Raw genomic sequence first — 14,328 nt, 5'->3', positions numbered from 1 at the left:
ATGATTCTGTGTTTGACTTTTAATTTTGAGAAGGACCAAAAGTCATCAAGTTGGCGATAAGAATCAAGGTCTATAACTCCTGAAAAATGACCCAAATGTTGGATCAGATGAAATTAATTATCGTGGTGTGTTGCAGCTGGGATAAGTTATTATGATCTCAATGGTTTTAAGAAATGATATAAAATCCAGCGGTAAAATCAATGTCCTCTATGCTATTGCTGTTTTTATGACCAAATGTTATACTAATCAAGGGATGCTCAGGTTTAGTAACTCCAATTTTATTGCTAAAAATGCTGATGTCTTTGTAATGCTGCATAACCGTTTAAATGATATTCATTGAAAGCACAAAATTAGAATGATGTATTTATTGATTAGGATACAAATGTATTTTATTTTAGCACAGTTTCACCAGCCGTCATTCTTTATCACGAGATCATCAGCAATAGATGATTAGGAATAAAATTAGCGTCATAACTATCTAATCATTTGGCAATTCTATCCTTATTTACTTATAAGCTCACCTGATAACTTTTTCGGTTCACTTTTTGGTAATAACATTTAATAGATCGCCAATAACGGCTATTTTTTTTCTGATTTCTTGGAATATCTTGCCCTTAGCAAATGTTCGGGCAATCTTAACGGCATAACATTCTTCACATTAATACGCTAACCAAATTATTAAATAATAAAAAAACATGAAGAAAAAAATATTGATTTTTACTTATTCAGTAAGGAGTATGTGTGTCATGTGCTTCGCTACAGTCGTACACTTATTGAATGATAAAACGGTTGGCGGTCCAATAGTTAGATGTACTCATGATGGTATACAATGTTAAACTAACAACATTATAAGTGTTTAATGTTTTATTAATTTGATAATCTTAATGATCCATTTCTTATCTTAAAAACATTCGGTCTAAAGGTTCACAATCCAAACAAACCAACATTATTTAAGCGTAAATTTAATTCTAATGCTGAAATCAAAAACTTTTAAAATAATCGTATCGAGCATTCTATGCATCTTTCCAATTTTTTATTCTAACCTATGTCGCGCTCAGCAACATCGGGAACATGTTTTATGGTATGCGCAGCCAGCTAAGAATTGGGTGGAAGCTCTTCCACTTGGAAATGGCAAGCTTGGTGCAATGATTTATGGAAAAATAGAAGAGGAGGTATTGCAGCTGAACGAAAGTTCTTTATGGAGTGGCGGACCTGTACCGCGCTCAGTTAATCCGGGAGCTTTAGAATATCTCCCTCAAATCAGAAATGCGTTGTTTAATAAAGAGGACTATGGCCTGGCCAATGAACTAATGAAAAAAATGCAAGGTCTTTATTCCCAATCGTATCTTCCAATGGGGGATATGATTATAAAACAAGACTTTAAAGGCCAAAAGCCCTCAGTATACAGACGTCAATTAAGCCTTGATAGTGCAGTGGCTACAACATCTTTTACGATTAATGGAGTTAAATATGAACGTAAGACTTTTATTTCCGCCAAGGATCAGGTGCTGGTGATCAAGTTATCTGCAAGCAAAAAAGGCGCTTTGAATTTCAGCGTTCTTGCTAACAGTCAACTTAAAATTAAAAAGAATACAAGTGTTGATCGAGGACTGGTTATTAATGGCAAAGCACCAGCAAATGTGCTTCCCGTTTATTATAATCCAAAAAATGTAGAACCCATCCAGTACGATGATACTTTAGGTTGTAAGGGAATGAGGTTTCAGTTCAGGATAAAGGTAGTTTCCAAAGATGGGTCAATTCAGGCAGAAAATGATTCCATTAATCTTGAAGGGGGAACGGAAGCAACAATATACCTTAGCGCAGCAACCAGTTTCAATGGCTATGGAAAATGTCCGGACAGTGAGGGGGTAGATGAAAATGAACTTGTAGAAAAAAGACTAAAAGCCGCGTTAAATAAGACCTATGGCGATTTGTTAAGCCGTCATTCAATAGAGTATAAGCACTATTTTGATAGGGTTTCACTTAGATTATCCAATCGTGCTATAACCGACAAAAATACCCTTCCGTCAGACTTGAGATTGAAAGATTACTCATCAGGTGAAGCAGATCCTGATCTTGAAGCAACCTATTTTCAGTTTGGCAGGTATTTATTGATATCTTCTTCCCGTGAAGGCAGCCCTCCAGCCAACCTTCAGGGGATATGGAATAATATGATGAGACCACCTTGGAGCTCAAATTATACGATTAATATCAATACGCAGATGAATTACTGGCCTGCAGAAATTACTAATTTATCAGAGATGCATGTTCCTTTATTTGATTTTATAAAAGATCTTTCAATTACGGGTAAGTCAATGGCAAAAGAGTTTTATGGAACAAGAGGTTGGGCAGCTAATCATAATTCTGACATTTGGGCAATAACCAATCCTGTGGGCGATTTCGGAGCGGGAGATCCACTTTGGGCGAACTGGCCAATGGGAGGGAACTGGCTTTGCCTGCACTTATTCGAACATTATCAGTTTTCGAAAGATAAAAAGTTTCTCAAAGCAGTTTATCCAATAATGAAATCTGCTGCAACCTTCAGTCTTGATTGGCTTGTTCAAAACAAGGACGGATATCTCGTAACTGCGCCATCAACCTCCCCGGAAAATGCATTTTTTGATAGCAATAAGAAAGCCCAAGCCGTTTCGATCGCCTCTACCATGGACATGTCTATCATTCGCGATCTCTTTAATAATGTAATTGAGTCATCCCAAATTTTAAATATAGATCGAAACTTTAGAGATACGTTGTTAGTCAAACTTAAAAAACTTTATCCCATGCAAATAGGGAGTAAAGGACAATTACTAGAGTGGTATAAAGATCTCGAGGAAACAGATGTAAGACATCGTCATGCGTCCCATCTTTTTGGCTTATTCCCCGGTAGGGAGATTACCCATGATCAGCCTGAACTGTTCAAGGCTGCAGCTAAATCACTGTCCTTACGTGGCGACGATGGAACAGGATGGAGCCGAGGTTGGAAAATTAACTGGTGGGCCCGGCTTCAAGACGGCGATCATGCCTATCTTTTACTGCGAAAATTGTTAAACTATGTAGATGCTAATGAAAAATCAAATGGAGGTACCTATGCTAATTTTTTCGATGCACATCCGCCTTTTCAAATAGATGGGAATTTTGCGGGTACTGCTGGGATTGCAGAAATGCTGCTTCAGAGTCACAACAAAGCTATTGAGCTTCTCCCGGCATTACCATCAGCATGGAAAGACGGTGAAGTAACAGGTTTAAAAGCTCGGGGAAATTTTGAAGTTAGTATTCGTTGGGAAAATGGCCAGATGACACAAGCGGGAATAAAATCCATTATTGGTGGATTATGTGTGATTAAATCACATCAGCCAATTTATCTAAAAGGAAGTCAGTTAGAATCTAAAAAATCTGGGACTGGTTACATATTAAGTTTTGATTCAAAGGCAGAGAAGTTATATGATATCTTACCAAATATTAAGTAAAACATAAATAAGTAAAACATAAATAAATCTGTAATTTATAAATATTTCAATGCGTTATTTCATAAATAGTTTCCTTAGAAATTTACGGGTGATCCTGATCATCTCAACATTTTCAAAAATGTTTACTTTTGCGTTAATCACCCAAGCACAAGCCCCCAAACCATATGGTCCGATACCCAACAAAGCACAATTAAATTGGCATGAGATGGAAATGTATTCAATTATACATTTTGGAGTAGATACCTACACGGATAAGGAATGGGGTTTTGGCGACGAAAGTCCAGAACTTATTAATCCTAAAAAATTTGATGCCGCTCAAATTGTCGGTGCTTTGAAGGCTGGAGGATTCAAGGGAATAGTTGTCGTTGCAAAGCATCATGATGGATTATGTTTGTGGCCGACTAAGACAACCTCACACAGTATTTCTGCCAGTAAGTGGATGAATGGTAAAGGGGATATGATTAAAGATTACCAAAACGCATGCAATAAACTCAATATGCAGCTGGGTCTTTATTGTTCTCCCTGGGACAGAAACAATGCGCTCTACGGTCAACCCGGCTATCTTGATATTTACCGAAATCAGTTAAAAGAATTATTGACGAATTATGGGCCCGTATTTGTTTCCTGGCATGATGGCGCAAATGGTGGAAATGGTTATTATGGCGGTGCGAACGAGGAAAGAAAAATTGACCGTTCTATTTATTACCAATGGCCGCAGACATGGGAAATGATAAGAAAATGGCAGCCTCAAATTGCGATATTTGGGGACGTTGGTCCAGACATTAGATGGGTTGGGAATGAGGAAGGCCACGCAGGAGAAACCTGTTGGGCAACTTATACACCGGAAGCACCTGAACCTGGGAAAGTGGCCTCAAATGGATTTAGCCAGTATTGGAAATCCACGCAAGGAACAAAAAACGGTAAATACTGGATGCCCGCAGAATGTGACGTTCCAATGCGACCAGGATGGTTTTATCATGCCAATCAGAATGAGAAGCTAAAGACAGCTTCCGATCTGGTGGCGCTTTATTACCAGAGTGTTGGTCGCGGAGCAAATCTTAATCTCGGTGTTTCCCCAAATCCGGATGGCTTGCTGGAAAGAAGAGATGTGGAAGAGCTTAAAAAATTCGGGGAAATTATTAATCTAACATTTAAGGCTAATATACTGGCGGGCGCACAACTTCGTGCGAAAAATATTCGTCAGGGAAACAGTAAAAAATTTGGTTTACAGTTTTTGACAGATCAGGACCGATACAGTTATTGGGCTACAGATGATGATGTTCATACCGCACAACTGACGGCTACACTGCCTCAAGAAAAAACTTTCAATGTGATTCAGCTAAGGGAAAACATCAAGCTCGGTCAGCGCATCAGAGCATTCAGCGTAGATATCTTTGATCAGGGTGTCTGGAAAGAAATTGCTAAAGGCACTAGTATTGGATCTAACCGTTTGATCCGTCTTCCCAAGAAACTCAAGGTCTCACGAGTTAGGTTAAACATTAATCAAGCTGATGCCTGCATTGCATTGAGCCATTTTGGTCTCTACAGTGAACCATTGCGTCCTGAAACGCCAAAAATTCTACGAAACCAAAACGGAATTGTAACGATAGTGGAGCAACCTGGAAGTACAGTTTATTATACCGTAAATGGTGATAGTCCCTCTTCAGCGTCTAAGGTTTACAGCAGGGCTTTTGATTTTAAAAATGGTGGTAAGATAAGAGCCATCGCGATAGACCGATGGAATAACATTAGCGATGTAACTTACATTGAATTGGGGATATCTAAAATACAGTGGAGTCTTTCATCAAATGTTAAACCCACCAAAGGATTTGCAGCAGATGCGATTGATGATAATTTAAACACCCGACTTGAATTTGATAAATTGCCTGATGATGCCCTTCCTATTGAACTTACCGTAGATATGGGTAAAACTAATACCATAAAAGCGTTTACATTTTATTCAGGTAAGCCCGATGTCAATGAAAGTATTATAGATAAGTATGGGATAGCTGTTAGTGAGGATGGGGTAAACTGGAGGAAATTACCTGACGGGGAGTTCTCAAATATCAGGGCAAATCCAGTCGAACAAATTATAAGGGCTAAGGAAATCCTCAGTGCACGCTACTTCAGGTTTACGATACGCCATCTCAACGGTAGCGGGCGTTTTTCGATCGTTGAACTTGGTATTCGGTAAAGATCACGTTGTTTTATCTATTGTCAGTTTTCAAAATGGAACATTCGATTTTGAACTCTTAGAATTTATAATATATGAGTAATAATGCTTTTGCGTTAGTAAAACTATAATGGTTAGTTTAGTTAGCGTCACCTCTGAGAGGTGGCGTTTTTTTTTGCAAATAAAACGAGATGGACAAGTGTGATAGCAAATAAAACGCTTTAAATGTGAGCGTTCAAGATGTTATCCATTTGTGGATATTTCGTTTTTTATGTAAAATAGCACAATGCACTGTCAATGGAAAGATTTAAATGAGCATGTATTATAATCCAATATTCGTATTATATACCTGCTTTTTATAGTCTCTTGGAGATAATCCCGTTATTTTTTTAAAGGTTTTTGAGAAATACGACAAATTATCAAACCCTGTTGCATCAGCAATTTCTGTGTAATTCAGCGCAGTGGTAGCCAATAAATACTGGGCTCTTTCGATTCTTTTTTGATTGATAAAATTGTTGGGACGAATGCCTGTTTGCTCCTTGAACTGACGAGAAAAATAGTCAGGATGTAAATTTACCTTTTCTGCCAATTCCGAAATACACAGGTTCTGACCTAGATTACTCACGATATGGTTGACAATCATTGCCATTTTATGAGAATGTGGATTGTTCCTGGGAACATATCTCGGAATAGAATTTAAGAATCTTGAACAAAGTTGTTGCAAAATTCCTTGGGTTTCATAATAAACTGCAGGATTCTGTTGCAGGTTAGACAGCTGACAATCTTGATAAAAACGGTCATTCTCGTACTTTTTAGGATCGTCTGATCTGTTTATTCCTCGATTTGGATTGATTTTTAATAGTCTGGTGAATAATTGGATATCTAGCTCGCTTGCAGGGATTTTAATAATTTGCTTCAAATGCTCAAATATTGAAATTCCATTTCCTGATTCTTCAAAAAACTGTACATAAAATTGAGTCAGTTCTCGAGGACAGGACATGTCGCACATAGTAAAACTGGGGATTAGGTATAGATAACCACTTTCTAATATTGAGATGCCATAGGTGTCCGAAAGTTGTCCTTCTCCTGAACTTATATAATAAATTCTGCAATACGGACTAATGATGCCCGAATACTTCCACCGCGCATTCAAATTCACTTGATCCACGTTGAGCAAAGAATATCGCTGATGACTAAAGCGGTTGGGCATTGAGGAGAAATTTCAATAACGAAGATAATTTAATTGTCGGAATTTTACAATTAAAAGTCTTTAAAGTACAAATTAGAAATGAGATTAACCTTTAAGTTTGGGAAGCCAAATATAAATATAATACCTGTTCCTATTTGATCAGTGCTACGCACTATTCTGGATAATCAGCCTTTTCGAAATTAACTTTTTGAAATTTTGCTTGATGCGGCATTGGAAGTTCTAAGTGTAAATCTATATACACTTGCTCCTTAATGTTTAGTAGTTCTGGGATTGCAAGAAATAGACCATTGTTGCTTATGGTTTAGTTTTTAATAAGTGTGCCAATTCGAACAGCAATGTGATGTGAAATATTGGGCTTGCATAATACTGACTTAATTATTGTAAGCATATATGAGACCTCAAGTTTTAAATGTAGCAGGCGATTCTTTCCAATCGTTTGGTGCAAGGATTGATACTGTCCCTGATATCAATAGCCGATGGCATTGCCATTCGGCACTAGAATTAATTTATTTTAAAAAAGGGAATGGCACCCAATACATTGGAGACAATATCAAAAGTTTTAAAGATGGTGATGTTGTATTGGTGGGCAAGAATTTACCGCATTACTGGCGTTTTTCCCCGATCAATTGCGTTGATTCAAATAGTCAGGTGGAGGTCTATGTCATTCATTTTAATGAGGATTTTTGGGGTAAGGATATAATCTCTCTTCCAGAATTTCAAGAGATCAAAAAATTGCTCGAGCTATCCAAGCTTGGCCTGCAGATCTCAGGAAGAAATCAACGGAAAATTACAAATTTGATTAGCAGCATTGTTCGAGCAAAAGGCGCCAGGAAGATTTCTCTCCTGATTGATTGCCTTAACGAAATATCTGCTAATAAAAACTTGAAAAATATTGCTACACCAGGCTTTTTGTTTGATCTTCCAAGAATAGAAAAGGAGAGATTAAGAACTATTTACGAGTATACCACCAGAAATTATAAAAATAACATCGATTTAAAAGAAATTTCAGAAGTGGCAAGGCTGAGTCCGAATTCGTTCTGCAGATTCTTTAAAACAACCTGCAAAAAAACCTACTCACAGTTTTTAAGTGAAGTGAGAGTTGGTCAGGCATGTAAAATGTTAATAGAGGATAGGTTTAGTGTTAAGGAAATATGCTATGAGAGTGGTTTTCAAAATTTCACAAGTTTTCACCGCACATTCCGAAAAATCACAGGTAAATCACCCCTGGTTTACCAAAGGGCATTCGACTAATTTTGTTGGCTCAATAATAATTTTTGTCAATTACAGGTTTATAGTATCCTTATAGATAGATTTAACTTTTAAATAGGTTTAGAGAATTATCGCCAAAGCACATCATGCTGATGATAATACCCGAACATGTTAGACGCTTTACCACTTCTTCAAAGGTCCCCTCATTATAAAAATTTTCATGATGGCCATAATATGAAGGTATTTATGAAGGTATAAGTTTAGAGCAGCCTAAATTATCGGACCGAGATGTTTAAAAAAAGTAATGCCCACAGCCGCTATTATTTGTTTCAAATAATCTTTATGTTCTGAAAAGCCTTAACAAATTATAAACTTAATTCAATCTTGCTCGCCTTACGTCATTAAAGTTCATGACCTTTTACTTAATATGTTCCCATTTTTAAACTAAGTAATCTTCGTATAGAAATGTAAGATTTGAAAACGATGTTAACTAAGTTTAATGATAGGGCATTATCAGGCAATAATTTGTGGCCAATGTCATTTATCTTGCTGCAAGAAAAGACAATATTTAAAATTCTTTTAGCAACACATTTATGATGAAGTCTCCAACCGAATCCGTTCATACGACTGGATTTGATCATAACAATAAATCCCAATTTTTTGCATTGATCATCATTATCAGTCTTTTTTTTTTCTGGGGCTTCGTTCATAATCTTGATCCTGTATTAATTCCACATCTCAAAGGAGCGTTTGACTTATCTGACCTCGAAACTGCACTCATAGATTTTTCTGTATTTATTGCTTATTTTTTTATGGCTCTTCCAGCAGGAATTTTCATAAAGAAATTCGGATATAAAAATGGAATGTTATTGGGACTGGCATTGTTTTCCACAGGTGCGTTTTTATTTATACCTTCAGCTAATACAGGGACATATTATTATTTTCTTGCCGCATTATTTATTATCGCGTGTGGACTTGCTTTCTTAGAAACTGCTGCGAATCCATACGTGATCGCACTCGGGAACCCCAAAACTGCTACCGAAAGATTAAATTTTGCCCAGTCTTTCAATGGTTTGGCTGCATTTCTAGCGCCCATTATTGGTGGGAAATTTATTTTGAGTCAATCTGATATAGCATACTCCGAACACATCAGCATGTCTGAGGAGGTAAAGAGACAGTTTATTATTGCGCAAGCCTCCACTGTTAAAGGTCCGTATTTTACACTAGGTGTCATCATATTGATTATTGCCATATTATTTTTCTTTATTAAACTCCCAGAAATTAAGGAGGAACATACGAACGAAAGTAAAGCTCCGATGTGGCATATTCTAAAGATCAAACACCTTCGATCAGCGGTGATAGCACAGTTCTTCTATGTCGGTGCGCAGGTATGCATTTTGAGTTTCTTTATTCGTTTTGCCAGTTCAATAGCTGAATTACCTTTATCCGAGGCCAGTTGGTATGCTGGAGGGGCAGGTTTAGCATTTATGACCGGAAGGTTTGTAGGGACATTTCTGATGAAATTTATTGGTGCCCATTTCCTTCTGATTTGCTATGCGCTGGCATGCGTGATTCTGACAATTTTTGCAATACTTTCTGCAGGTATTTCAGCAGTTTACGGATTAATTGGCATTTCATTTTTCATGTCGATTATGTTTCCAACCATTTTTTCAATGGGCATTTTCGGCCTCGGCAAATTTACAAAATTCGGTTCTTCACTAATGGTCATGTCTGTGGTTGGAGGTGCCATTCTGCCGCTGGTTATGGGCTTTATATCTGATTATACCGAAAAAATACAGCTTGGTTTATATATTCCATTGCTCTGCTTTGCAGTAGTATTGCTTTTTGCTTTGAGATTTAGAAAGCCAACTATTGATTAAAAAAAACAGTATGAAAAATAAATCAGTGTTACAAATTAATAAGAATGATAATGTTTTAGTAGCGCTAAGGGATTTGAGTGCGGGAGATAGCATAGATTTCAATTCCCATAGCATTGTTTTATTAGAAAATATTCCTGCCAAACACAAATTTTACATCAACGACATGAATGTCAATGATGTAGCAGTTATGTATGGTGTGGTTGTGGGTAAGGTGAATAAGAGTATCAAAAAAGGAGAGTTAATGACTACCAAAAATACATTTCACGCCACGACGCCCTATGTAATGCAAGAAATCGATCAGGAATGGATAAAACCCAATATTGCAAAATTTGTCGGGAGAAAATTTAAAGGTTTTCATAGAGCAGATGGTAGGGTTGGAACCGCAAATTACTGGCTCTTCATTCCCACTGTTTTTTGTGAAAATAGAAATCTCGATGTTATTAAAAGCGCATTAGATAAATCGTTAGGTTATGACCATGACGATAAATATCAAACTTATGCGCAAAGCCTTGTTCATGCTTACCTTCAAAACGGTGATTTGGATAGCATTAACCTAACTGACCAACCGCACAATCCACTTAAAAAAGTATTTAATAACCTTGACGGCATCAAGTTCTTGAATCATACTGGGGGCTGCGGGGGGACCAGAAAGGATGCCCAAACACTGAGCAGGTTGCTTGCTGCTTATGCTGATCACCCCAACGTTGCTGGAGTGACGCTTTTAAGTTTGGGCTGTCAGCATCTTCAAGTTGCTGACTTCAAGGCGGACTTGCATCAAATCAATCCCACATTCGATAAGCCACTCCTTGTTTTTGAACAACAAAAGGAAGCTTCTGAAGAAATGCTTATACAAAAGGCCATCCTGGAGACTTTTAAGCAACTGGTTATTGTCAATCAACAAAGCCGATCGGATGCCACTTTGGATAAACTTTGTATCGGAGTAAAGTGCGGTGGGAGTGATGGATTCAGTGGCATTTCAGCCAATCCCGCGGTGGGACATTGTTCAGATCTGGTGGTCGCTTTGGGTGGAAAAATTTTGCTTTCTGAATTTCCTGAACTTTGTGGCGCTGAACAGCAGATTATAGATCGTGCTTCTCAAAAAACAACAGCGGAAAAATTTATCAGACTGATGACTGAATATGATAAGTTAGCCCATCAGGCGGGTTCGGGATTTCACATGAATCCCTCTCCCGGCAATATAAAAGATGGATTGATTACAGATGCAATTAAGTCGACCGGTGCGGTAAAAAAAGCCGGAAGTTCACCTGTTGTTGATGTATTAGACTATACAGAAATTGCGACGGAGCCCGGTTTGAATCTAGTTTGCACCCCTGGGAACGATGTCGAAGCTACAACCGGACAAACAGCATCCGGTGCTACAATTATCCTATTTACTACTGGTCTGGGGACACCAACTGGTAATCCGATTTGTCCGGTAGTAAAAGTATCATCCAACAACTTTTTAGCAGAGCGAATGAGTGATATCATTGATATCAATGCAGGGGAGATCATTAGTGGGAATCAATCTATAGAGGAAAAAGGTGAGGAAATACTCGAATTCTGTATAGCAGTAGCCAGTGGCCTGATGACACCTAAGGCAGTCAGTCTTAGGCAAGATGATTTTATCCCTTGGAAACGGGGCGTTTCACTGTAATTATAATAAGCATGAATTTAAATTTAAAAAATAAAATTATCATCGTAACGGGGGGAGCAAAAGGTATCGGTGAGGCAATCGTTCAGAATCTTGCGAAAGAAGGAGCCTGTCCAATCATCATCGGACGCGTTGAATCAGATAATCTTCGCGTTGTCACTTATCTCAAAACCATTGGATTGAAGGCGGACTATGTGACGGCAGATTTATGTCTTCCCGAACAATGTGAGCAAGCTATGAAAAGTATAGCAGACAAGTATAACACTATCCACGGCTTAGTCAATAATGCAGGCGTTAATGATAGCGTGGGACTTGAAAGCGGTAGTTATACTGATTTCATAGCTTCATTACATAAAAATGTTGTTCACTATTTTCTACTAGCCCAACTGGCACTACCAGCACTTAAGAGAAGCAAGGGAGTTATTGTCAATATAGGAAGCAAAACAGCTGAAACAGGGCAAGGAGGCACTTCAGGATATGCAGCTGCGAATGGCGCTAGAAACGCACTCACCCGTGAATGGGCTGTGGATTTACTTCCGCATAGCATCAGGGTAAATGCGGTAATCGTAGCTGAAGCCTACACCCCACTTTATCAAAGCTGGCTAGCCTCGTTTCCTGATCCTGAAAAAAAGTTGCGAAAAATAACTAAAAACATCCCGCTTGAAAACCGCATGACTACTGTTAACGAAATCGCCAATATGGTACTGTTTCTGCTCTCTGATAAATCCAGTCATACCACCGGTCAATTAATCCACGTGGATGGTGGATATGTTCATCTCGACAGGGCACTAATTAATCACATCTAACCTATAAATATGTCATCTCTATCAATTTTGCTTCCTTTTAGGAAGGTAGTATTGCTAATAATTTTTCTTTTGGAATTTTCGATAAATCTCCAGGCGCAAAATAATATAAATGTTAAAAAACAAACCTTTACTATAGCTGAGGGAAATTTTAATTTAGATGGAAAACCGTTTAAGATACATAGTGGAGAAATGCACTATTCAAGAATTCCTAAACCTTATTGGCGTCATCGGTTGAAAATGATGAAGGCTATGGGGCTCAATGCAGTAGCGACTTATGTTTTCTGGAATTATCATGAAACAACTCCTGGAGTATGGGACTTCAGTTCCGATAATCGCGATGTGTCAGAGTACATCAAAATTGCTCAGGAAGAAGGACTTTTTGTGATCCTTCGCCCTGGCCCTTATGTTTGTGCCGAGTGGGAATTCGGGGGCTATCCATGGTTCTTGCCCCAAAATGGTATAACAATTCGGGGGAATAATAAGCCGTATCTTGATGCAACCAAAGCTTATTTCACCAGGTTATATCAGGAAGTTAAAAGCTTGCTTATTACAAATGGAGGACCGATTATCATGGTTCAGGTCGAAAATGAATTTGGGTCTTACGTGTCACAGCGTAAAGATATTTCTTTGGAAGAACATCGAAAATACAATGCTACAATTTATAAACAGCTGAAAGATATCGGATTTAATGTGCCATTTTTTACTTCAGATGGAAGCTGGCTTTTTGAAGGGGGCACATTACCTGGAGCTCTGCCTACCGCAAATGGTGAAGATGATGTAGCAAAGCTAAAATCACAGGTGGAGAAGTTTTACGGTAATAAAGGCCCATACATGGTTGCTGAATTTTATCCAGGCTGGTTAAGCCATTGGGCAGAACCTTTTCCTAAAATATCGAATGAAAGTATCGTGAAACAAACCAACAAATATTTGGATGGAGGCGTTTCATTTAATTTATATATGGTGCATGGTGGTACAAATTTTGGTTTCACTTCGGGTGCGAATTATGATGATAAGCATGATATTCAGCCGGACCTTACCAGTTATGATTACGATGCACCTATTAGCGAAGCGGGTTGGGCAACGGAAAAGTACTTCGCCCTAAGGGAAATTCTCAAAAATGACAAAACACCGGCTATCCCAGCGAAAATCCCTGTGATTTCGATTCCTAATATTAAACTGTCTAAATCAATTGATCTTGAAGTATTTAAAAATGCGATCGTACCTGTAAGTAATGATCAGCCCTTAACCTTTGAAAAATTAAATCAAGGACATGGTTACGTTTGGTACAGCCGACGCTTTAGACAACCTATCAGCGGAAAATTGCAATTAAAGGGATTAAGGGATTATGCAATAATTTATGTGAATGGAACTAAAGTAGCAGAACTAAACAGCAACTTCCAAAAATATGAATGTGATATCGATATTCCCTTCAACGCGGTTCTGGATATTATTGTAGAAAATATGGGGAGGATCAATTACGGAGCCAAAATTGTAAACAGTAGTAAAGGTATAGTTTCTCCGGTTGTCATTAATGATCAAACCATAACAGGTAATTGGGATATGTATAAAATGCCAATGAACGCTATGCCAAATATCGCTAAAATGAAGGGTTCAGCAATAGTTGGGAAACCTGCTATATATCAAGGCACTTTTTCGTTGCAAAAAACAGGTGATACTTTTTTAGATATGAGCAGCTGGGGTAAAGGAATTGTATTTATCAACGGCATCAACTTAGGTCGATATTGGAAAATAGGTCCCCAACAAACCTTGTACCTTCCTGGTTGTTGGCTTAAAACTGGCAAAAACGAGATTGTGATTTTTGAGCAGCAGAATGAAGTGTTAAAAAATCATATTCAGAGTGTATCTTTTCCAATTTTAAATAGCCTGAATATTCAATAATATCTATTGTCTTCATTCTCTACTTTGCAAACA

8 protein-coding genes are annotated in these 14,328 nt (G+C 37.9%); 7 read left to right on the top strand and 1 reads right to left on the bottom strand.

The features are described from left to right. Window positions 1–971 precede the first annotated feature (971 nt). Window positions 972–3,467, top strand: a complete 2,496-nt coding sequence (locus tag OQZ33_RS13340) for a glycoside hydrolase family 95 protein (RefSeq protein WP_265799516.1) — start codon at window positions 972–974, stop codon at window positions 3,465–3,467. 118 nt (window positions 3,468–3,585) lie between these two features. Beyond that, window positions 3,586–5,661: an alpha-L-fucosidase gene (locus OQZ33_RS13335; protein WP_265799515.1), complete on the top strand. Its 2,076-nt coding sequence runs from the start codon at window positions 3,586–3,588 to the stop codon at window positions 5,659–5,661. Window positions 5,662–5,962: 301 nt separating this feature from the next. Here OQZ33_RS13335 and OQZ33_RS13330 read toward each other — a convergent pair whose 3' ends face one another. Beyond that, window positions 5,963–6,850: a helix-turn-helix domain-containing protein gene (locus OQZ33_RS13330; protein WP_265799514.1), complete on the bottom strand. Its 888-nt coding sequence runs from the start codon at window positions 6,848–6,850 to the stop codon at window positions 5,963–5,965. Window positions 6,851–7,240: 390 nt separating this feature from the next. Between OQZ33_RS13330 and OQZ33_RS13325 the strand changes: the two genes are divergently transcribed. From OQZ33_RS13325 to OQZ33_RS13305, 5 genes are all read left to right on the top strand, one after another. Then, a complete protein-coding gene (locus OQZ33_RS13325) occupies window positions 7,241–8,101 on the top strand; it encodes an AraC family transcriptional regulator (RefSeq protein WP_265799513.1) in 861 nt (286 codons plus the stop codon). A 551-nt stretch (window positions 8,102–8,652) separates the two neighbouring features. After that, window positions 8,653–9,939 (top strand): L-fucose:H+ symporter permease, encoded by a 1,287-nt coding sequence (gene fucP, locus OQZ33_RS13320; protein WP_265799512.1) that lies wholly within the window; start codon window positions 8,653–8,655, stop codon window positions 9,937–9,939. A 10-nt stretch (window positions 9,940–9,949) separates the two neighbouring features. Then, the gene (locus OQZ33_RS13315; RefSeq protein ID WP_265799511.1) at window positions 9,950–11,593 is read left to right on the top strand and encodes a UxaA family hydrolase; all 1,644 of its coding nucleotides are present in this window, start codon (window positions 9,950–9,952) and stop codon (window positions 11,591–11,593) included. A gap of 11 nt (window positions 11,594–11,604) precedes the next feature. Continuing rightward, entirely contained in the window at window positions 11,605–12,396 is a 792-nt protein-coding gene (locus OQZ33_RS13310; RefSeq protein ID WP_265799510.1) for an SDR family oxidoreductase, read from the top strand. A 9-nt stretch (window positions 12,397–12,405) separates the two neighbouring features. Then, entirely contained in the window at window positions 12,406–14,295 is a 1,890-nt protein-coding gene (locus tag OQZ33_RS13305) for a beta-galactosidase (RefSeq protein ID WP_265799509.1), read from the top strand. Window positions 14,296–14,328 lie beyond the last annotated feature (33 nt).

The organism is Pedobacter sp. MC2016-05 (genome assembly GCF_026239735.1).
Classification (GTDB): domain Bacteria; phylum Bacteroidota; class Bacteroidia; order Sphingobacteriales; family Sphingobacteriaceae; genus Pedobacter.
Note: the sequence above shows the minus strand (reverse complement) of the source record. Positions and strands in the feature narration are given on the sequence as shown.